We start from the raw sequence: 21,585 nt of genomic DNA on the forward strand, positions 1-21,585 counted from the left end.
CAAGATTATGAAGTCACTGCAAATGCTATTGCGTAATGCAACAACACGGAAGAAAGCACTACTGATCGTCAGCGGCCTGCTCATCACTACCGGGTGGGTCGTTGATTTCTTTTGGACCTCGGCTTGGTCGTTTAACGCCTTGATGCTGCTGGCAACACTGACGGCCGGATTTGAGATCGCCCGGCGGGCCTGGCAAGGATTACGGAACCGGCATACCAACATTGAGCTACTGGTAACCATTGCCGCAACGGGAGGACTAGCCATTGGAGTGTACTGGGAAGCGGCGGCCGTAACGTTCCTGTTCCTGCTTGGCGGCTGGCTGGAAGCTCGGACGATGAGCAAAACCCGGAATACCCTGAAAGAGCTCATCAATATGGCACCGGAAACTGCGATCGTTGTAGAAGATGGAGATCGAACAGAAATTCCGGCCCGGCAGGTTGAAAAAGGGATGCAGGTGCTGGTCAAACCGGGGGCCAAAATTCCGGTGGACGGCATAGTGGAATCCGGCGCTACTTCGATAGACGAAAGTGCAATTACCGGAGAGCCGATCCCGGCTGAAAAGCAGACCGGATCGGAAGTGTATGCGGGGACAATCAATAAAAACGGCCGTATTTACGTGCGTGCGACCAAATCAGGGGCCGACACCACGCTGGCCAAAATTATACGACGCGTAGAGGAAGCCCAGGAAGAAAAGGCTCCTACGCAGCGTTTCATCGAACGATTTGCAAGCTGGTACACGCCCGGTATTGTGGGATTAAGTATCGCCTCCTATCTGTTTACGGGGAACCTGGAGCTAGCACTGACATTGTTGGTGATCGGTTGCCCGGGAGCGCTTGTGATATCAACCCCGATTTCTGTCATCACGGGTATAGGTAATGCTGCGAAAAAGGGAATTCTTATCAAAGGAGGCGAATACCTGGAAAATGCGGGCAAAGTTACCGCTATTGCACTGGATAAGACCGGTACATTGACAGCAGGAACACCGAGTGTTACCGAGATCATTTACTTTTCAAAGGTAGCCGCTTTAGCCGGTGCTGACCAAGAGGAGGAATCCCAGAAAGTACATACGGTTTCTTTGTCTGATCAAAATAATAAATCACTCCCATCGGAAGGGAAAGAACTTCTCTATTGGGCCTCTGTAGCTGAATCAGCCTCCGAACATCCGTTGGCGGAGGCTATTCTGGCCGAAGAACAATCAAACCGTATCCCAGAGCCCGAACAGTTTAAATCACATACCGGACAAGGAATTGAGGCGGTATTGGGAGATGATCATATCTTTGTAGGGAAAGCCGAGTTTCTAAAACAAAAGGGAATATCCATTAGTGCAGTCATTAATAAAAAGATTCAGAATCCGACCAATAAAGGACGCACGGTTGTGTTGGTAGCACGTAACAACGAACTGCTTGGAGCAATCGGGATAGCCGATCAAATGCGCCCGGATGCCCCAAAAATGATATCAAGACTCCGTGAAAATGGCATTGAACGTATCGCGATGCTTACCGGTGATGCCCTGGCCACGGCTGAAACCATTGCCGAAGAGACAGGGATCAATGAGGTGAATGCAGGCATCCTGCCGGAAGACAAAAACGATATCATCCTTGAAATGCAACAGCAAGGTCACCAAGTGGCGATGATCGGCGACGGCATCAACGATGCTCCCGCCCTTGCCTCAGCCGACATCGGCATTGCCATGGGGGCAGCTGGCACCGATGTGGCGATAGAAACAGCCGATATTGCCCTGATGTCCGACGACCTGATGAATATTCCGGAGGCACTCCGGCTGTCATCAAAAACCCTGAGTAATATTCGCCAGAATGTAGTGATTGCACTGGTGACAGTCGTGGCCCTATTGACTGGGGTATTTACCGGTTCCGTTCATATGGCGGGCGGCATGCTCGTTCATGAGTTGTCCGTAATGGCGGTGATCCTTAATGGCATAAGACTAAGGTGGATTTAACTGGTAAATTCAATAACCTCCACAAATCAAAAAATAGTATTTATCCTCTAGTTAGCCAGATTACCCAAACGAAACTCCCATCTGCTCCGATTTGGGCAAAAGAATTTTTTGTATAAGGTTGAAAACGATCTAAAATAATTTAGATAAAACCATAACTTAATTACTAAATGTAAAGGAGTTTATGCATAACTTTTCGGGAAAGACTTTCCCCTTATTCCCCTTCGGTACTACAAAAAGTACTACATGAAATTACAAAATCGCGGGCTATTTCACGCACAGCAATATCTCATATAGATTACGGATCAGGAGGTTAGGGGTTCGAATCCTCTCAGGCGTACTCTTAATTAAGCCCTTGACTCACATAGAGTCACGGGCTTTTTTGTTTGATAGTAATCATCACTATTTGAGATGGATATTCATTCTGGCACAAGAATGGTACAAGAAAATTGATAACCCCCTCTTTAGTGCGTATCAAAATGCGCCCTATTAATAAAAATCAGACTGCAGCTATGCTTTTACCACGGGTCGACGCTTGGAAAAAGAAAGTATACCTAAAGTCAACATAATCCTTACTTCTCAGTGTTAAATGAAATGGTCTGCTGATAAAACAATATTCACCAGCGGATTGCAAATGTCCTCTATTAGATTTGTAACAAATACAAAAAGCCAGTCCCCCAAGACTGGCTCAATGTCTCTCTCTTGATATTTTCAACGGCTTATCTGTTAGTAAGACCCCTGACGGCCCTAATCCTTACAATATATTTTTATTTCATATTATGATTAGCCATATTCATATTGTTATTCATGTAATATCTGTCACTACAGCTATGAAATCACTGACCGACAAACAGCAACAGCTTTGGGAATATATTCTGGAGTTCTATGAGGACTATAGCCAGTTCCCCAGCTATGATCATATGCAGGATGAGTTTGGCTATAGCTCTTCCAATAGTATTTACCAGCACCTGCAAGCATTGACCAAAAAGAACTACCTTGCCAAGCATGGTCGTGGGCAATACGAGATCCACCACAGCAAACGCAATGAACTCTCCGGCTTTTATGCCGGCATTCCCGTAAAGGGACGAATTTCTGCGGGAGCGATGCATGAAGCCATCAGCGAGAACCTCGGGCACCTTCCCGTAGAGATTCATCCCGAAAAATCCGATCACTACTTTGCACTCATCGTCGATGGAGAAAGCATGATTGACGCCGACATCCGCGACGGAGATTATATTATCATTGATCCCCGCGAACCGGGTGATGGCGAGATTGGTGCTATCCGCTACCGGGGGGAGACGACCCTCAAGACCATCCGCAAGCGCGACAACGGTATAACCCTGCAGCCGGAGAACCCTTCTTACGATCCCATTGACATCACACCGGACGATTGGGAGAAGATTACTGTGTACGGCACCTACGTAGGTAAGGCTTGGAAGAATGGCAACGATTGGGGATTAATCTTTCGATCCGGATAGCGCGGGGCAAGTTCAACTGTAAAAAAAAGGACCTAGCTGGTTGTCAGTAGATACAAATGTTTAATTTTAATTTCTAACTTGGGACCATTATATGGATCTAATAAAGATTATTTTTGCGGTACTGCTTCCTCCTCTTGGCGTATTTTTGGAAGTGGGGCTCAAGGGATCATTTTGGTTAAATATCTTGCTAACGCTCCTTGGATATCTCCCGGGCATTATCCATGCGGTGTGGGTGATTGCTAAAAACTAATGGTTGCTGACAGACCTGCGGAGAGGCTCGTTGCCCCAACGAGGTTATCAAGCTATTCCTTAAGTCCATCCCACTGAATGGCGACGCTGACCTCTTTCTCATCAAAGAGCATCTGGTCGTCAAACTCATAGAGGAGGATCCAGATAATCTTATCGGCGTCGTAGACCAGGTGAAAATACCGGTCACCCTCACAGCGGATCACGAAGTGAACCTGCAGGCGCTGGCCCTTTCGTTGCCCATAGGATCGGCGCACTTCTTGGACTTTAAGTACCTCCCGATTTTTGCGCTTGATATAGCGGGGCTCAATGCGTTTGTGCTCCCATCCGCTACGCGTGGCGTTGCGGTCATCTTTGAAGCTGCGAAAAACCGCATCGACGTTCACCTTTTCTTTGAGGAGGGTTTGCATAATATCACCTTGACACTTCTTTACATATATCTTTTCATGTATATTACAAATAAAATGGCCACTAATTCAATAACTTTCCATGTCATTCCATCCTTCTTTAGACGTCGGAACCTACAATCCCGACGAGGACGTCCATAAGATTACCGACTACCGGTGCGTAAGCCGAGACATGCAACATAGCTCGATCAAAGAGCGGCTGTATCTGCACTTGGATATGAACTGTTTTTACGCCCAAGTCGAGCAGCAGTCCTTCAAGCTCCATGGATTACCCATCTATATTGGCGGGTGGTACAAAGGAAAGCAAGGCATTCCGCGAGGCATTGTGGCAACGTGTTCCTATGAAGCCCGGACCTTAGGGATCAAGACCGCCATGAGCGCCTACGAAGCCGAGCAAATCTGTCCGTATATTATTGGCCTGCAGGCCGACTACGAAAAGTACAAGGGCGTCAGCGCCCTCATCGAAGACGTACTTGGGGAGTTTGCCCCAACCGTAGAAAAGTACTCGATGGATGAGTACTTCCTGGACATCAACTTTTTAAAAAATAAGTCAAGGGAAGAAATCGAGCAGTTTGCCCAAGACCTACGCAACTTAATCTACCGGGAAATCGGTCTCGTCTGCTCCATTGGTATCTCCTACTCGAAGACCTATAGCAAACTAGCCAGTGACATCAATAAACCCGATGGGTTGACCTTAGTCCTTAATGAACAAGAGGTCTCAGAACTGCTTGGCCCAATGCCTCTGGATGAAGTCTGGGGCATTGGCTCCCGAAGATATACCAAGCTCAAGGAGAAGGGACTAGTTACGATCGCCGATGGCAGGCAACGGGGGTATCCAATCTTCCAAGAGCTTTTTGGCCAATACTTTGGCAAGATTATGTGGGAGATGATTGCCGGCAAGGACCGAGCGAAAGTGCTCACGGGCCAACATATCACCAAGGAGCAGCTCAGCTATAATCATACCTTTAGCACCCAAACCGATGATATAATCCAGACGCGAGGCGAAATGATGAAAGGCATTACCCGCCTCGGCTACCGGATGCGGGCATACGGAATGCGGGCTCGCAAGTACTTTTGCTTTATCGGGATTCAGCACAAAGACCATAAAGGAGTAGGCTTCCGGTTCAGTACCGACGGATTCACCAACCTCGATGACTATATCCACTATGAATGCATGCGAAAAGCACGTCCCCGCATCGAGGCACTGTTAAATAAAGGATTTACACTTCGTCGAATGAGCATTGGCACAGTTAAAGTGGATCATTCCGGCCAACGAGAACTATTTTTCCAGGAGGAGGCGAAAACCCGAAACTTCCATCTGGTTCAAGATGCGATCAACAACCGACACGGCGCCAATACTATTACCAAAGCCGCCGTCATGGACAGCGTACCGGGCAAGACGCATTTCTTGGAGCGCTCCTAAACAATTGCATGCTGCACGGTAAGTCCACATTCATTACAGGTATCCCTCTATCACTGATTTAATTATGGTGCAGGGAATCAAGTTGGGCTTGTCCGTAATGCTAACCGATAGGGTATCTTTGCCAAAGACAACATCTCCAGTCACCTGACCACCGGGCACAGCAATAGTAAACGATCCGTTGTTATCATTTATCTGAATATTGCCATCATTGCTGGTGATCTCTTCAGTAATAATTTGCTTCGCCTGATCCCGGCTTTTCGAATAGGTAATCTCAAAATCACAGGTAGCCATAGAGAATATAATGAGTCATGGATTCGAATTGTAGATATTACAATGTTGAATAGTACAAAAAGCAGGCTTACAACGAAAACAATATCAATAATCTTCAATTGAATAGGGTCAACGAGAAAGACCTAAAGCAAGGTGCGAAGTATCACAAAGCCGGTCACAGCATTAATGAGGTAAGGGTCTGATTGAATTAGCCTAATGTTCAGGAAAGCTTTAAAATATATTATTTGTAATCTGACTGACAGGATTTGTCAGTATAGCTCTTATCTTGACAGTCGAGGGAGTCATAATGTTAAATAAAGCCCAACTGCTATGCCTAAAGATGAAATAGTACTGATTATCGATAAGTCAGGATCCATGGATGCCATCAAAGATGATTCCATTGGTGGATTTAATTCCTTTTTAACGGAACAAAAGAATATCGAACGGAATGCCAATGTGACGTTTGTCTTATTTGATGATCGCTATGACTTAATTCATAATGGCAAGGATATCCATGAAGTTGAAAAGCTTACCAAGAAAACCTACCGCCCCTCCGGAACTACAGCACTGCTGGACGCCGTCGGGCGAACGATAGATCGTGTTGGAGAACGATTAAATGAATTAAAAGACTCAGAAAAACCTGAAAATGTGATCGTTTTTATTCTGACGGATGGTATGGAGAACGCCAGCTCAGATTATACCAAGGATCAGATAAAAGAAATGATCCAGCATCAGGAATCGAAATATTCCTGGGAGTTTATTTACGGGGGAGCCAATCAAGACGCCTTTGCAGAAGCCGGTGGGTTAGGAATCAAAGCTCAAAATACCTTTAACTTCGAAGCTACCGGTCAAGGAACACGAGAAGCCTACCAAAACTCTTCAGATATGGTAGCAAACTATCGCAAGAGAACGGATTCTGAAAAATAATGATGCGATCTGCTTTCAGATGAGTGATTGGAAGTTACCACAGAAATTAGGTAGCATTAAAAAAGACCCCGCTCTATTTCAAACGGGGCGTCTTTTTGCTGGACTTCAGCTTCTCTCGATGCCAGTGATCTTTAGTTGTAATAGCGCTTAATTCCAGCACTAATTTTCATCCTCATAGCGTCTCTTTTGATGGCGCTGAAGTATTGTGATCTCCGATGATTAAGTAACAAATAATGAAATAGTTTTATTACCTTTCGTCCCTTCGATAATACCGGATAAGTAGGTAGATAGGAAGAAGATTTATGAACAAGTTCAGAACCGAATTTCTGAACTAACCGCCACTTCCAACGTTTAAAGGGAAAGAGCGAAGTTCGGTGTTCTTATATGTAAATTTTTAGAAAATATCCAGAGCTACTTTGGTGAGATGGTACGGCTATGTAAATCCCAAACGGTTCGTCCCTTACAACTCTCATTGTATTATATAAATAAATTAGTCCTGAACAACGGAAGATGATATTTTGCAAATACAGGAGTGGACTTGGTTTTAAAATTAGATCCAAGATTTTTTCAAGCATATTTTTATTAACCAGCGCACTTTTATTCGTGCTCATGCCAGTAATTGAAGCAGAAGCTGTTGCTTCTCAAAGCGAGCAGATAGATGGGATAGCAGATCTGCTGGCAGATCGCGACGGGAATGGACAACTTGATCAGCTTGGTGATAAGGTCACGGTAAGAGGTAAAGCTACGGTGGGAACAAATGTTCTTAACGACCAATACCTGCTGTTTTACATGCAAGATAACACGGCTGGTATCATGGTTTTTTCCGATACGCTGAAAGTCTCCGTATCGAAAGGTGATAGTCTCCAGGTTACCGGTACCCTTGAGGTACATGCCAGCAAACCGGAAATTGTGGCCAAAGATCTGAAGATCTTAAAATCAAACAATCGTGTTCCTAAAGTAAAACCGTTGAGCCAAGCTTTTAAGAATCCGGAAGCCTATAGAGGACTGCTGGTGAGCGGGGAGGCTATCGTACAAGACAGAAGCCACTCAGAAAATATTAAGATGCTTCAAATATCTCCCCCTGACGGTTCTTCTGACTCTCTTCATATTTTCGTATCCCGTGCCAATATTCATTATAAAGACTTTAACTTTGATGCCCTTAATGCAGGAGACCGAATTCACATCCGTGGCATTCTTATCCGGTATATCTCTGATTATACCGGCAAAACACTTTACCAGATTTCTCCTCGTAGCCGAGATGATCTCACAGTAAGTAATCTTCAGCCAATGGTCAAAGAGGGCTCATTTATCTATGCTGACATTGACACTACATCCGAAACGATCTATATGTTACTCGAGAGTGGTCTTTGGGAATATAACTTGTCCGATGAAAGCTGGCGCTTTCTTGATGCTCTCAATGATTTGGAAAAGTCATTTAGTGGATACGAATTCGGTTTCAATGCTCAAACTAACTCAATTCAATTATGGTCAAGGGGAATAGGCGAACTATTTAGTGTTGATCCCCAAACCTATGACATTAAGAGAGAAGATCAATCATCTGAACATCAAAACCAGTTTGGGCATTTCCCTTTTTATCGTGACAGCACGCTTTATGCTTTTGGAGGATATGGCTTTTGGGACTATCACAATCTAATGGTTCACTTTAATGGCTCACGAAATAAGTGGGAGATGCAGAGCGTTGCCGGCAATTCGCCTTATCCAAGTCGCCGAATCCCTAAAACCGGCACCTATGATTCCCGTCGGGATCGACTGTATATTTTTGGGGGACGTGGGATTGAATCAGGATATTCCGAAGATCAAAGTTCAAAATCGCTAGAATTCAGAGACATTTGGGGCTTTTCTTTCGACAGTCGGAAATGGGAAAAAATCATGACGCTTGGGCAGCTCGAAAATGGTTTGGCGGGTATTGCACATCCCAGAAGAATAGGTAAAATTAACAAACAATCATCTTCATTATATCTACCGGACAAACAGCTATGGTTTATTCCATCCTTTGATCCAAAACCAATACATAACAGCTTTTATTTCAGGGTTGTACACCTGTCATCGCACGATGCCAAAGGGCGCATCTCACCAGAATTTGATCAATCCAACAAATTTTTGCCCACAAATTATTTCCACAATTCTAAAGAGGATGAAGTGGTATTTGTCGGAATTGACAATCTCACGAACGCAAACAGCTATCCAGTACGTATTCACCGTATGCCTGCTGATTCGTTGATAGCCAAGATCAGCAATCCCCCTTTTTATTTTACTACTAAGCCATATTATTATCTCATCGGAATAGCACTAGTTGGCGTATTTCTATTTTGGTTCTACAGAAAAAAGGATAATAGCCAAAATTCGGAAGGCCAGGATATTGAAGACATATCGTATCATTCACTTTTAAAGGCCAACTGGTATAATAGCCGGGAGAAAAAATTACTGGAGTTTATGAATGAACAGGGTCGCTTTTTGGATTCGCATGAGATCGAAGAATTACTTTGGAGTGATATCGAATCTTATGACTACCGGCGGAGACTTCGAAACGACCTTATCAAAGGGATTAACAATAAGTTTAAGAAACACTACCCCAACTCGGGCAGTATAGTTATTCGAAAAAAAGATCCCAATGATAACCGTCGCTACCTTTACGGACTTAATAAACAGTTTAGGTAATCTCCTCTCTAACCAGTACTTGGTAAAAACTTTCTGTTATTCAGCTCTTCGTCGATCAGCTTATCATAATCCTCAACCATGTATCGGAGACGAAGGTGCAATCCTGATATTGTGTAATCAGCTTTCTTGATATATACTTTTGTCTGGCTCTCTTCTATATGTTCCATAATTTGATCCCATTTTGTTACCCCTTAGTTACAGTGGTAAGACGACCAATTCGGGAAAAGGTAACATTAGAACTTTTTAACAAAAATAAATTGATCGACGAAGTAGAGGTTGGGAAGGCTTTAGCCAAATACCTTAAAGACTTTTCGGCATTTTCAATACTATTATCACTAACATAGGCCTGTTGATTCTTTCACCAGCACAGCGATGATAAGTCTACTTAATTAGAGATTCCTTTTTCGCCTTAGATAATTGCTTGATCTGGTACTCCCGTTTGCAAGCCTCCGAGCGATCGGGGTACTCCTCGATGAAAACGACCTCTTTAGGTGGGTGAGCTCGCAAGTATTTTGCCCCATTACCTTCCCGATGTCTGTACCATCGTTGTATCACGTGGTTAGTACAGCCGGTATACAGGCTATCGTCAATGCAGCGGATCATATATACGAACCAGGATTTCATAAGCTTGCCCAACTGTGAATGGATACGAAATAATGTCTTATGAGGTCTGAGTATGGGAACCCTTCGGCAGTAGTAACAGGGTAACTTTGATCTGCAAGCAAGTTATTTAAACCAGGGATATGATAATAAAGAGTCACAATAGCTTCAATTTTGAAGTTCAAACTAAAAAAGCCAAATCAGGTACTTCAAAGATTGTGACAAACTACCGTGAAAGTCGAGTCTTTAATGATCCAGAAGAGTTTCAATAAGGTTCCGTTGAAATTGTACCCAAACCGCTATTCGGTTTGAGTTTAATAATCAGATCAACTCATCAATTACTTCCACCACTTCGACAACTCTTTTTATATGCTTCAATTGATTCCGGAAAGTTTTCCGTAACAAAATCGTAGAAGTCGTGCATTTCATTCAACCGATCAATTTCGGTTTCTCCTTCCGCATTTAATTCGGTCCGGTACTTTTCTGAGATATCACGCAACTTTTTCATGTTTTCAAGATGTCGTTCCATGACCTTACACCAAGCGTGATCAACAAGTTTAAAATATGTTTGGCGTTCACCGGGCAACCGTACTTTTTCAATAAATCCTCCCTGTATAAGTAGCCGAGTCATATTACTTATTGAGGCTTTACTCACATTCAAATGCTCCACTAGATTATTGAACGACTGCTCCGGTGGATTACATACGTGCAGCCAACCCAAAATTTGTCCGCTGATTCGAGAATGACCCTGTTGTTCAAAAATAAGACTCACTTCTTCTACGAAAGCCTTCTTTTTCTCATACACCGTTTCTTGTGTCGCTTCCATATTTCTAACTTTTATTTATTTTTTTGCCCTATCCTTTTTACGGACGGAGGAAATTTCTTGTTCAAAAAGTCTCTCCCCTTCCTCACTCCAAAATTCAATCCAAATGCTATTCTTATAATAATGCAGTGCCGAAAAACCTTTTTGCTGTATACCAAAGCTGGGTAATTCGGGACTTTTCACATAGCTCGTTACCGTCGCTGATCCGCTAACGACATAATATTGGTTCCGTCGCTCATCATCAAAAGTGATATACTGCAGGCTGTGGTCATGTCCAGAAGCATAAATCAAGGGGTTGCGATCGGTGAAAACGGAGCTCATCTGCTCTTTCATTTTGCCATACTTTCGTGAAGAAATATCCTGGGCCGTACCAAAAGTATTGCGATATAACACATAAAGCGATCCCCCAACCGGAGGAAGCAAATGCGTTTTTAATGGAAACTTCCCGCCGTTTGTACCATTCGAATACATGGGATGATGCCCTACTACCAGCACCTGATCCACCAAAGTGTCGGCAACCGCTTTTTTCAGATTTTGGACAACCTGCTTTTTTGTTGACGCATATTCTTCTTCCGTCCCGGCACCGGGTTTGTTATGGGGATGCAACCACCACTGTGTATTCAAGGCTACAATCGACAGATTAAAATCGCCGCTTTTGCTCTTTACCACTGCGGGACCCGGCTTCCCACTATCGGGTAAAAACACATTCCCACGCTTCAGAGATTGCTCTATAAATTGCTCTTGCCGCTTTACCGCCTCCAAACCGTCTTTCCGACTAGAATTCCAATCATGGTTCCCAGCTACAAATAGTACTTTTCCTTCATAATTCTCTACGGATTTAAACTGCGCCTGCAACCGATTTTCAGCTTGCTCTCGCTTGCGGTGATCTTCTCGAGGCAATCCATGCGGATAGACATTATCCCCTAAAAAAACGACGGCGCTATTTTTTCCGCTCTGTTGCAGTTTCGCCTGCAATACTGATAAGCTCGATTCCAGCGGATCAAGTGAAGCGTCACCGGCATCCCCAACCAAAAACACTGAAAATAGCCGGTCGCTTTCATTGGGCTGTGCACTACGTTCCACTACCGGGATGCTATCGGCCAAAGGCGGGTTGGTGGAAACACATCCTCCCATAAAAATGACAATCGATATAGCTATAACATACTTTTTCATCGGAACAATTTTTGGGATTCTTTTACTCTTCACGCTGAATTCCCACGACCCTGCTTTCTTCATCTTTCACTTCAACATACACTTCTACACTTTTATCATCCCCAGAAATAAATTTTCCTTGTGTCCGAATAACAAATTCCAGAATAATTTTTTGATTTCTATTTGGAACCGTCTCCTTCAAATCCACCGTAAACTCCGGCCTATTCTCATTCAATTCATCAACCAAGGTTTTTCGTTTCATTTTAACCTTTCCTGCATAATGATGGACCGAAGCATCCACCAAGTTGCTGCTCACGGCCAAATCATCAAAAGAAAGTCGGAGGCTATCATTCTTTATTTCAACCTTAAACCGATCCAGCGGATTTATCTTCGCAAACCAATACCGACCGATCTTATCGCGTCGGGCAATCAGCGTTTCTACGATATACTCCTCTGCTTTGGGATTGGTGTATTCGCCTGTTGCTACAATGGCTCGGATATCTTCATTCGAAAAACTCATCACCTGTTTTGCTCCCCAAAACGCATCGCGAAGGGTCATATTTTCAAAGGGCGGTAATGGATGGGTAGGCACCCATCGGCCGGGCTTGAACACATCAGCTCTGAAGTAACCCGCCGCCGGATACGGAACTTCAGCTTCAATCGTTTCCCAGGGAGTAAGATAGCCTCCCAAAGATAAGGCTGAAACCAACATATATCGGGGATCAATCAAATAGGCCTGCCCCTGTATCGGTGTATGGATAGAAGTACCATTGGCACCCAGCGTATTACCAAAATCCTGCACGTAGTGATCAATATAGCCGTTATCGTTATATACCGCCATGGTGTTGGCATCACGCCGATCGGTATCATTGAGCCACGAACTGATCACCCGCATCCCTCGGAGCTCGCGGCGGTGTTCATGAGCAACACGGTCATTGGGATCTTCTTTTATGGTGCCCTCAAAGTTCCAAGGGCCTACCGGAATTCCGGCCACAAATTTGCTGGCCAGTGCCCGGATCTTACCTTCTTGGTTAACGGGACGTTTTGCAACAATAGCCCGGTAATCGGTCATCGTCATGGGACGCTTTTCCCCGTTTTCAACAACGGTAACCCCTTCCTGAATGGTAACTTTTTCGGGATCAAAGTAGGTAATTACCGATTCGGGAACAGTGTAGCCCGCTGCGTAGAAAATCTTGGTGCCAATGACTTCTGCAGCAGTTGTTAACTCTGGATAATCATAGCCATCAAATTTTATTAGGTAGCGATTTTCGTTTTCGTCTTTGATAAAAAATCCTGAATTAGCTCCCTCCAACTTGGCTCTGAATATCGTCCATTGTCCTGCCGTATCAGGTGCTACGGTATTAGGACCGACTGCCAGCTCTTCGGGACTCATTTTGTTATAATAATGACGGCGTGTATACCAACTCGACTCCGGCACTTCATCCAACTTGTTTACATTATCGGCCTGGCGCTTGTCGCTAACACCAAGTTTGCGACCTACATATCGTACCGTACGATTCAAATCCAGCGGTTTTTCGAGCTGATGGAAAATGGTATTGTCGATGCGATCCCAATATTGGTATTGCGGTTGCTCTTTCGGCCGGTCAATTGTTGTGGTGTCAGGATCAAACGTTTTAATATCTCCTTCAGCATACGGCTTTGTGGTGGAACAGCCCTGCATAACCATAATGGCTAAAAGCCCTGCGATCCAAATGAGGTGTATGTTATTAACTTTCATATCTACACTAAAAATTAGGCGTTATACTGATAATGAATCGTCCGCCTTCATTGCTGAATGCAAATTCTGACCGAAAGGCAAGCCCGTTATCCGAAAGCAGGTGAAACCCAAAGCCATAAGAAGATCTAAAATCACCGAACGAAAGGTCGCCGTAACTATCAAAAGGCTGGCCTTCATCTATAAAAATCACCATATCCAGAAAATCCCAGATTGGATAGCGATATTCGGCTGTTAGCTGTAGCGTACCTTTGGCCCGAAATCGTTTACTTGGAAAACCCCGTAGATTGTGAGTTCCACCTAATGAATTAAGCTCATAAAACGGGATATCGCGAGAGGCTAGATTATTTTGCTTACGCAACTGTATCTTTAATCCCAACCTGCGCGTCTCGGGCAAGACAGGAATCGGCACAAAGTGATGAATTGCTCCGTAATACTCGATAAAACTCAGGGAATGCGTTTCTATAGACTGTGTCCAATTGCCGCCCACAACATATTGTGTTCCATTAAGTGTTCGCTTACGTCCATTTTTATGATTGAATATCCAACGGTTGCCTACCGAAAACAGTTGACTGTTACCTAACAGCGAGGCAGGTATTTGCTCCTCAGCATCATCTTCATACCTACTTGTTTTGATGGTCCTATTAAAATAGCCTGCATTAATTTGGGTTTGCAGCCAGCGTTGCATCTGCTGTCTGTAAGTTATTTCTATACCTCCAAATTCACTGGCGTAACTCAGATCTTCATTTCGGTTATCTGCATAATAGGAGCGCTCTGGAGCATTTTCATACTCGCCCTCAAATGTGAGGCTGCCATTTTCAACTCCTTTTATGGGTACCCGGTATTGGAGATCAAATTCGTTATACACCTGTGAGCCAAAAAGCATCTCTGCCCGTGCCCGGTGATCCTTAAAAAACAAGTGATCATGATATAAAAGCGCGCCGGCCGCAAAACCTTCTTCACCTCCAACCTCTACCATCGGCAAAAATCCATAAGGACCCCGCTCCCCTTCAAACCAATGTGGGAAATGCTCTTCGGCATATTTTATCCCGTAGCCTATCGGACGACTAACCCAGTGCAACAAATACGATGGGGCCGCCAAAATGTGTTGGCCAATACTATGCTCAGTTTTATAAGGTCTCGTATTGGGATCTTCACTTTCAGTGTTAAGGGAATCACCGGATTGTGGAAATGCAGTTGCTGGATATACAACCCCAATAACAAACAGGAATATAACAACCCATACTTTTTTGCGCATAAAACCACCTATGAAATTCAGCATTTGCATACTATTTCTCGACCTCAACTTTTGCTATCTGCGCCTCTCGTTCGGATACTTCTTTTTGCTCAAGGTTGGGTGCTAATTTTTCCTCCAGCTCTGCGTGGCAGATTCCCTTTAGGAAGTAGAGTACATCTTCAGTATCAGTAAGTGCTTTACTAAAGCTGTTACCGGGCAATCTATTCGAATGATAAGTTTCCAGAATAGGGATTAACAACTTGCGCACATCCCACGTTATAAGGTTTTCAATAAATTCTATGGCATCTGCTCTTAATCGCAGATTGTCCCCGACTATTGCTTTATAGGCGTTATCAATATCTTCAATATCATTGTTCAAACTCAGTAGCCGGAAAACATTTTCAAAGGTCTGGTTAATCTCATATTCCAGTATTTCATCCGCTTCATCTGATAGTTTTACCTTTCCACGTTGGTAGAAATAGAGTGCTTTTTTAAGCTTGGAATATCGGCCTATCTCTCGTTCTATATTCTGCGCTATAATATCATCTGATACCCGAAGCGTCGGACGCTGTTTGCGCATCCGGAGCAATGCCTTAATTACCCCGTGCCTGATGGGAATGGAACAAAATTTGAGACTCATCTTAAGAATATCCCAAGAATCCTCGCTCACTGTTTGAGAAAACAGCCATGGGATATATCGCCGCGTTGATACCGGCAAATGAGAATCGATCATATGATCGTACATGGTTCCATATATTCTACTACCATATTTTCTGAGCGCTTTCTCGACTGATTTCCGATATATCCCGTTGCCCATAAGTAGCAGCAAATCGTGAACAAATCGTCGATCCTGTGTTTTACCCGCACTTTCAATAGCCTGTTTAACAACGGATGGGTTTTCATCCCGAAGTAATTGTTTCAGCAGATACGCATAATTTCGATCATACATTTCGCCCAATACCTTTGCAGACTGCTTGCGAAGTTCATGTGCATGTTCTCCCTCAAAATGTACCGCCTCCTCTAATAGCTCATCGGTAATCAGCTGTTTCTCTTCTTCATCCCCATCTTCGGCAATAAGGGCCATGGCAACGGCCTGTACGCGGGCATCATCGTGATGCAATCCTACGGTTAGTTTTTCCCGACGGTCACCCTCATAAAATTGGTATACATATCGAATTGCCTCCATGCGTACATCAGCATCATTGTCATAGGCTAAATCCATAACCTCGTCCACCCATTCACTGAGCTCTCGATCACGCAGCAATTGCACCACATTGATGCGTACCTTGCAACTGGAGTGCTTGAGGTTTCTAATGAGTAAACCCTTATCCACTTCTAACTCTTGCTTACGCATCATATCTAAGGCCCAAAGCACATCTGATTCCTCGTCGCTCTTTAACAACTTTTGGATACTTTCCTTATTGGCCTCATCAAATCGACTTCTTTTTTTAGGGCTTTTCCCCCAATCGCCTTTAACGTTGCGCTTCAAAGTGTTGCGGAATACATCCACATACGAATTGCCGGCCATCTTTGCGATCACCACCCACGCAATAAGCAGTGTAATTACCACTACTGATATTTCCTGTACATCAAGCTTTAAACCAAATGTCAGTCCCAGTAATAATAATCCTGTGAGTCCCTGAGCACCGTGATCGACAAAAAGATCAATAAAAACTTTCACTCTATTCTTTAGCTCCTTAGGGAGAGGTACGAACAGCAGCTCGCGTCCGGTACGGTCAATAGAGTGCTTTAAGGTTTGATCCACCCCCCTACTGATAGTCCCTGCTATTAATCCGGGTACGAGCAACATTCCACCGGCGCTGATTAACAACGCAAGAGGAAGCAATAGCAAAGAACCGGATACGCCATACTTTTTGGTGAAAATCGTACCTATAAAAAGCTGGATGAGTAATGCTATCAAACTAACCCGACCATAGAATTTTCCCATGAAACTGGTCAGGGCAGCTTCGGTTGTATAAGCAGCTTCAGCTACCGTCTTAAACTGATAATCAATAAGCGTCGTTACCATTACGGTCACTGCAATAAGGGCTACAATCAGCAGCAGATGATTATGAGACAAAATTTCTTTGAGGGGATTCGCCGTAATCGATGTATCAGCTTTTTTATACTCATTTTTATTACCTGTGGGCAACCCGGTTTTGTCGTCCTTTCTGAGAATCAACCACACCAGCGGAGTGGTTGCTACAATGATAACCGCTGATACCAAGAGTAATGATTCCGGTTTCAGCGATAGTTGATTGACAAGTATGGCTGTAAGTTCACCCCCTGAAACACCACCTGCTATTGCCCCAAGACTTAAGAAGCCAAAAATCTTTTTTGATTGTACTGAATTGAAAATAGTATTGGCAAACAGCCAAAACTGGGAGGTTATCAGTACACTGTAAATGCTTACCCAGATATAAAATCCATAGTACAGCCAGACATTATTCATTTCTATAAAAAACCAGATCACAAATAAATTGGCCGCCAGAAATAGCGTAATAGCTGATACCACCCATCCTACGGAATGCCGTTTAGAAAGGCGTGAGTAACCAATTGAAATAGGAATAACAGCGATGGCCGTCAAAATAAAGACAAACGGTAAATTATAGGCCCCGACCTGTTCAAGGAATAAACTGTCACGTACCGGCTTTAATAAGTAAAGCGTATTCAGCAGCACAAAATTGTACACAAACATCAAAAATGCCTGGCTTTTCACCTCGGGATCGAGTGAAAAAAGTGCGCGAAAATCTTTGCCGATTTCTGTAAAATTCATGAGAAGTACTTGAAATAAATAATATGAGAACCCTAAACTATTAACTTTGTTTATAAAGTACTAAACAAAGTTAATAGTTATATTTTATGAAGAGGCTTAATCTTGTCTATCAAAAAAGCTCCACCTAATACTAATAGATGGAGCTTGGCAAAGATGTATTACTTAGTTTGGGAAGATAGAATACTAAACGTGCTTAAAACGCTCCCGAACGGCTTTATTCAGCTCTTCGCGATGATCGGGATGTGCAATATCGATAAGTGCTTTAGCCCGGTCACGCATATTTTTGCCGTATAAATTAGCCACGCCATACTCTGTAACTACATAGTGAACGTGTGCTCGTGTAGTTACAACGCCCGCACCCTTCTTTAGATAGGGGACAATCTTACTTTGCCCTTTTCTGGTAGTCGACGGAAGTGCAATAATTGGCTTACCGCCTTCACTCAGTGAGGCTCCGCGAATAAAGTCCATCTGTCCACCAACACCTGAATAGTGATAGGTTCCGATAGAATCGGCACATACCTGACCGGTAATATCAACTTCTACCGCACTGTTTATCGCTGTTACTTTGGGATTACGTCGTATTACCGCGGTATCATTCACGTACTCAACATCCAGCATAGCTATCATGGGATTATCATCCATAAAATCGTAGAGATCACGGCTTCCCATCACAAAGCTGGCAACAATTTTCTCGGGATGCGTTGCCTTCTCTTTTCCATTGATAACCCCTTTTTCAACGAGCTCCATAACCCCGTCAGAAAACATCTCAGTATGAATACCCAAATTTTTATGCCCGTCAAGCGCTTCCAATACAGCATTGGGGATAGCACCAATGCCCATCTGCAATGTAGCACCGTTATCGACGAGATCAGCACAATTTTGACCAATTTTTCTTTCCACCTCGTTGGGCTCCGGGATATTTAATTCGTGAAGTGATCCCTGACCCTCTACCAACGCATTAAATCGACTGGCGTGAAAAATACCGTCTCCGTGTGTACGCGGCATGTTGGGATTTACCAAGGCAATAGCTCGTTTCGCCTCCTGCAATGCAGCACGAGTGGCATCCACAGAAACACCCAGCGAGCAGTACCCGTGTTTGTCAGGTGGAGAAACCTGTACAAGGGCAATATCAATCGGCATAATATTTTGGCGAAACAGCCCCGGAACCTCGCTTAGAAAAATAGGTAGATAATCAGCACTGCCTTCGTTAACAGCCTTTCGAACATTCGCGCCCACAAAAAAGGCATCGGTATGAAAGGTGTCGCTGTATTCCGGTTTTACATATGGTGCGTCGCCCTCAGTATGTAAATGAACAATTTCAACATTCTCGAGTTCAGGAGCACGATTCGTCATGGCATTAATCAGCGGTTGGGGGGCTGCTGCCACGCTGTGGATAAAAACGCGATCCCCTGAATTTATTAATTTTACGGCTTCTTCAGCAGTAGTGTACTTATCTTTGTAAGACATAAAAATGGGATCTTGAACTATTTAATGGTTATCAATAAGGTGATTTTAAATCTCTTCTAAATGCAAGGGTATCAATACATACCATAAAGTAAAAAACTCTCAAAATCAGCTCTAAATAATCACTTTAGTGTGTAAGCAATATGAAGACTACAGAAAAAAAGACCTTTAAATATTAATTTGTATTTTATAGGAGTATTTCTTTTTGCAGTTCGGCTAAAATATAGCCACAATACAGCATCAACATTAAAAGAACATTCTTAATCTTTTATTACTGTAATTGATAATTATGGCACATTCCTATCGATCTTTTATAACCGGCACGGGATCTTATATCCCTCCAATGAAAGTTACAAACAAAGACTTCTTAAACCGTACTTTTTTAAATACGGATGGTTCTCCTTATGACAAATCAAACGAAGAGATCATCCAGAAGTTTGAGGAAATTACGGGTATTAAAGAACGACGGTATGCAGCTGATGACATGCTTGCTTCTGATATGGCAGCAGAGGCGGGTGCAAAAGCACTCCACAATGCTGATCTAGATTATGAAGAGCTCGACTATATCATTGTTGGCCATAATTTTGGAGATGTCCGTGCCGATATTCCGGTTACCGACATGGTGCCCAGCCTTGCTTCGCGGGTAAAACAAAAACTGGAAATCGAAAATCCTAATTGTGTAGCCTACGATCTTCCATTCGGATGTCCGGGGTGGACCCAGGGTATAATTCAGTCAAATTATTACCTGCAAAGCGGTGATGCTTCGAGCTGCCTGGTGATTGGCTCTGAAACACTTTCGCGCATTTGCGATCCCAATGACCGGGACAGTATGATTTACGCCGACGGTGCCGGAGCTACCGTTTTAGAATCAAGAGAGACAGATAAGGAGATTGGCATTCTAAGTCATGCCGCACGTACAGACGCCAAAGAAGAAGCCTACTTTTTGAGGATGGAACCTCCCTTTGATCCCGAAGCCGATAATAATAACCTGTACATGCATATGGATGGGCGCAAGCTGTATCAATACGCACTCACCAACGTGCCCGATTTGGTGAAGTCAAGTCTGGAAAAAGCAGCTCTCGACTTTGAAGATATTCACAAAGTGCTTATCCACCAAGCCAATGCTAAAATGGATGAAGCCATTATAAAGCGATTGGGCAAACTGTATGGCAAAGAAGATGTACCTGATGATATAATGCCCATGACAATATCGTGGCTTGGGAACACCTCCGTTGCTACTGTACCCACCTTGCTGGATCTTATCTTACGCGGCCAAATGGATGATCACCAGATACATTCCGGTGATGCAATTGTTTTATCATCCGTAGGTGCAGGTATGAATATCAACTCTGTGGTCTACCGAGCACCTTAGCTACGGGTTAAAGACTTTCTATCACTTTTTTCAGCAGACCACGCACTTCTTCAGCTATATCCCCGAGTTCATCGTTCTCGACGGCGTGCATAGAAGCAATGGGATCCACGGCAGAAACCTCAACCTCTCCGTTTTCATGCTCCTGAACAATGACGTTGCAAGGTAGCATTAATCCAATGTGATCCTCTGCTGAAAGTGCTTTGTGAGCCAGTGGTGGATTACAGGCTCCCAAAATTTGATACTTTTTAAAGTCAACATCCAGCTTCTTTTTAAGAGTTGCCTTAATATCAATTTCAGTAAGAATTCCGAACCCTTCCTCTTTGAGCGCTTCGGTTGTTTTATCAATCGCATCCTCAAAAGAAACATCCAATGTTTTGCTGTAGTAATATGACATAACTCGATCGGCTTTAATAATTTATTGATTGTCTTTTCTGCAATACCTTACCAAGAAAAGGCCTTCATGAATTATCATAAAGGCCTTTTCCAAAAACTGCGTTCCATCCATTAGTTTTCATCAACGTACGAGGAATACATCCACACTTCTTTTTCCTGCTCACGGATGTAATCGCTCATCAAGGCATTGGTTCCCTCATCACCCACATCATCAGACAACTCCAGGATGTCTCGTTGCAGCGTGATGATCGTTTTAAATGCATCTAAAATTTCACGAACCGCCGTTTTTCCGTCCGATACATGGTTGCTTTCTTCAATTTCAGACTGTTCGATATAGTCAGAGTACCGATGATTGGGAGAATGGTTAAGAGTCAAAACACGCTCTGCCACCTCGTCGATTTTTACCAGTAAATCATCATACAACTCTTCAAACTTCACGTGAAGCTCAAAAAAGTCATCGCCTTTGATATTCCAATGATATCCGCGGGTATTTTGATAGAATATCGAATAATTTGCCAAAAGCTTATTCAGTTTTTCTGCCAGCTCTTTTGATTTCGCTTTGTTCAAGCCTATTTGATTTAAATCACTCATAATTTTGTGTTCTTAGATTAAATAGTATGTATTAATGCTGTTCTTATTTTGAAACGAT

19 protein-coding genes are annotated in these 21,585 nt (G+C 43.5%); 7 read left to right on the top strand and 12 right to left on the bottom strand.

Annotated features, from left to right (window positions below; all coding sequences use genetic code 11):
• The first annotated feature begins 7 nt into the window (after nucleotides 1-7).
• The 3 genes from ACT3IB_RS08295 to ACT3IB_RS08305 all read left to right on the top strand — a co-directional run bounded on the left by ACT3IB_RS08295 (nucleotide 8) and on the right by ACT3IB_RS08305 (nucleotide 3,682).
• Complete coding sequence (locus tag ACT3IB_RS08295; protein ID WP_491538537.1) at nucleotides 8-1,957, top strand: heavy metal translocating P-type ATPase; 1,950 nt, start codon at nucleotides 8-10, stop codon at nucleotides 1,955-1,957.
• A gap of 827 nt (nucleotides 1,958-2,784) precedes the next feature.
• A complete protein-coding gene (locus ACT3IB_RS08300) occupies nucleotides 2,785-3,432 on the top strand; it encodes a LexA family protein (RefSeq protein WP_491538538.1) in 648 nt (215 codons plus the stop codon).
• 91 nt (nucleotides 3,433-3,523) lie between these two features.
• Nucleotides 3,524-3,682, top strand: a complete 159-nt coding sequence (locus tag ACT3IB_RS08305; protein ID WP_491538539.1) for a YqaE/Pmp3 family membrane protein — start codon at nucleotides 3,524-3,526, stop codon at nucleotides 3,680-3,682.
• 52 nt (nucleotides 3,683-3,734) lie between these two features.
• Here the strand turns inward: ACT3IB_RS08305 and ACT3IB_RS08310 are convergent, their stop codons facing one another.
• Nucleotides 3,735-4,088 (bottom strand): hypothetical protein, encoded by a 354-nt coding sequence (locus tag ACT3IB_RS08310; RefSeq protein ID WP_491538540.1) that lies wholly within the window; start codon nucleotides 4,086-4,088, stop codon nucleotides 3,735-3,737.
• 79 nt (nucleotides 4,089-4,167) lie between these two features.
• Between ACT3IB_RS08310 and ACT3IB_RS08315 the strand changes: the two genes are divergently transcribed.
• The gene (locus ACT3IB_RS08315) at nucleotides 4,168-5,508 is read left to right on the top strand and encodes a DNA polymerase Y family protein (protein ID WP_491538541.1); all 1,341 of its coding nucleotides are present in this window, start codon (nucleotides 4,168-4,170) and stop codon (nucleotides 5,506-5,508) included.
• A 33-nt stretch (nucleotides 5,509-5,541) separates the two neighbouring features.
• On the opposite strand, the gene ACT3IB_RS08320 is transcribed toward ACT3IB_RS08315, so the two are convergent.
• On the bottom strand, nucleotides 5,542-5,799 hold the full coding sequence (locus tag ACT3IB_RS08320; protein WP_491538542.1) for a hypothetical protein: 258 nt from the start codon (nucleotides 5,797-5,799) through the stop codon (nucleotides 5,542-5,544).
• A 309-nt stretch (nucleotides 5,800-6,108) separates the two neighbouring features.
• Here ACT3IB_RS08320 and ACT3IB_RS08325 point away from each other — a divergent pair, with 309 nt between their 5' ends.
• Together ACT3IB_RS08325 and ACT3IB_RS08330 are read left to right on the top strand one after the other, a co-directional pair.
• Nucleotides 6,109-6,705: a vWA domain-containing protein gene (locus tag ACT3IB_RS08325; protein ID WP_491538543.1), complete on the top strand. Its 597-nt coding sequence runs from the start codon at nucleotides 6,109-6,111 to the stop codon at nucleotides 6,703-6,705.
• 609 nt (nucleotides 6,706-7,314) lie between these two features.
• The gene (locus tag ACT3IB_RS08330) at nucleotides 7,315-9,384 is read left to right on the top strand and encodes a hypothetical protein (RefSeq protein WP_491538544.1); all 2,070 of its coding nucleotides are present in this window, start codon (nucleotides 7,315-7,317) and stop codon (nucleotides 9,382-9,384) included.
• 8 nt (nucleotides 9,385-9,392) lie between these two features.
• Here the strand turns inward: ACT3IB_RS08330 and ACT3IB_RS08335 are convergent, their stop codons facing one another.
• From ACT3IB_RS08335 to ACT3IB_RS08370, 8 genes are all read right to left on the bottom strand, one after another.
• Complete coding sequence (locus ACT3IB_RS08335; RefSeq protein WP_491538545.1) at nucleotides 9,393-9,551, bottom strand: hypothetical protein; 159 nt, start codon at nucleotides 9,549-9,551, stop codon at nucleotides 9,393-9,395.
• Between the two features lie 214 nt (nucleotides 9,552-9,765).
• The gene (locus tag ACT3IB_RS08340) at nucleotides 9,766-10,008 is read right to left on the bottom strand and encodes a GIY-YIG nuclease family protein (protein WP_491538546.1); all 243 of its coding nucleotides are present in this window, start codon (nucleotides 10,006-10,008) and stop codon (nucleotides 9,766-9,768) included.
• Nucleotides 10,009-10,318: 310 nt separating this feature from the next.
• A complete protein-coding gene (locus ACT3IB_RS08345; protein ID WP_491538547.1) occupies nucleotides 10,319-10,810 on the bottom strand; it encodes a GbsR/MarR family transcriptional regulator in 492 nt (163 codons plus the stop codon).
• Nucleotides 10,811-10,825: 15 nt separating this feature from the next.
• Nucleotides 10,826-11,980 carry a metallophosphoesterase gene (locus ACT3IB_RS08350; protein WP_491538548.1) on the bottom strand — a complete coding sequence of 385 codons (1,155 nt, stop codon included), beginning with the start codon at nucleotides 11,978-11,980 and terminating at the stop codon, nucleotides 10,826-10,828.
• Nucleotides 11,981-12,002: 22 nt separating this feature from the next.
• Complete coding sequence (locus tag ACT3IB_RS08355; protein WP_491538549.1) at nucleotides 12,003-13,697, bottom strand: hypothetical protein; 1,695 nt, start codon at nucleotides 13,695-13,697, stop codon at nucleotides 12,003-12,005.
• Between the two features lie 7 nt (nucleotides 13,698-13,704).
• Nucleotides 13,705-14,976 (bottom strand): BamA/TamA family outer membrane protein, encoded by a 1,272-nt coding sequence (locus ACT3IB_RS08360; RefSeq protein WP_491538550.1) that lies wholly within the window; start codon nucleotides 14,974-14,976, stop codon nucleotides 13,705-13,707.
• Between the two features lie 7 nt (nucleotides 14,977-14,983).
• Complete coding sequence (locus tag ACT3IB_RS08365; RefSeq protein ID WP_491538551.1) at nucleotides 14,984-17,707, bottom strand: Npt1/Npt2 family nucleotide transporter; 2,724 nt, start codon at nucleotides 17,705-17,707, stop codon at nucleotides 14,984-14,986.
• A gap of 183 nt (nucleotides 17,708-17,890) precedes the next feature.
• Nucleotides 17,891-19,174, bottom strand: a complete 1,284-nt coding sequence (locus tag ACT3IB_RS08370; RefSeq protein WP_491538552.1) for an acetyl-CoA hydrolase/transferase family protein — start codon at nucleotides 19,172-19,174, stop codon at nucleotides 17,891-17,893.
• Nucleotides 19,175-19,460: 286 nt separating this feature from the next.
• Here ACT3IB_RS08370 and ACT3IB_RS08375 point away from each other — a divergent pair, with 286 nt between their 5' ends.
• Nucleotides 19,461-20,543, top strand: coding sequence for a 3-oxoacyl-ACP synthase III family protein (locus ACT3IB_RS08375; RefSeq protein WP_491538553.1), 1,083 nt, complete (start codon nucleotides 19,461-19,463; stop codon nucleotides 20,541-20,543).
• A 7-nt stretch (nucleotides 20,544-20,550) separates the two neighbouring features.
• Here the strand turns inward: ACT3IB_RS08375 and ACT3IB_RS08380 are convergent, their stop codons facing one another.
• Both ACT3IB_RS08380 and ACT3IB_RS08385 read right to left on the bottom strand, forming a co-directional pair.
• Nucleotides 20,551-20,937: a DUF302 domain-containing protein gene (locus ACT3IB_RS08380; protein ID WP_491538554.1), complete on the bottom strand. Its 387-nt coding sequence runs from the start codon at nucleotides 20,935-20,937 to the stop codon at nucleotides 20,551-20,553.
• 110 nt (nucleotides 20,938-21,047) lie between these two features.
• The gene (locus ACT3IB_RS08385) at nucleotides 21,048-21,527 is read right to left on the bottom strand and encodes a Dps family protein (protein ID WP_491538555.1); all 480 of its coding nucleotides are present in this window, start codon (nucleotides 21,525-21,527) and stop codon (nucleotides 21,048-21,050) included.
• Between the last annotated feature and the right edge of the window lie 58 nt (nucleotides 21,528-21,585).

Source organism: Fodinibius sp. GM21 (genome assembly GCF_058386955.1).